Source organism: Dellaglioa sp. CoH-56-MRSF-14, assembly GCF_056782115.1.
In genome coordinates this window covers 1-263 of sequence record NZ_JBXAYB010000113.1, presented here as the reverse complement: position 1 = coordinate 263, position 263 = coordinate 1, and the positions used below count along the sequence as shown (strand labels likewise).

Annotated in this window: 1 protein-coding gene; it reads right to left on the bottom strand. The window is 58.6% G+C overall.

Going from position 1 to position 263, the window contains the following annotated elements:
• On the bottom strand, nt 1-263 hold a 263-nt coding region (locus AC1RPX_RS08005), incomplete at both ends, for a hypothetical protein (RefSeq protein ID WP_481763368.1).

Sequence of the window (263 nt, the reverse complement as noted above, 5' to 3'; positions counted from 1 at the left end):
CACGGTGCCCGACTGGCTTTTCTGACACATGCTGCGCGCCGTCCTTCAACTTTCGGCTCGTGTCTTCTAGTTCTTGCGTCTTGGATCGGGCTTCTGTTTCTGCCTCATCCATTGCCGAGTGGAACGCAGATGCCGCTCCTGTGATGTCAACTGCGCGCTGCGCAATCTCGGCGCGTACTTCCTCGGTGTTGATCGCGCCATCGAATTCGGCTAGCGCTGCTTGAAGCTCGCCCCGTGCCTTTTCGAATACGTGCATGCGCACC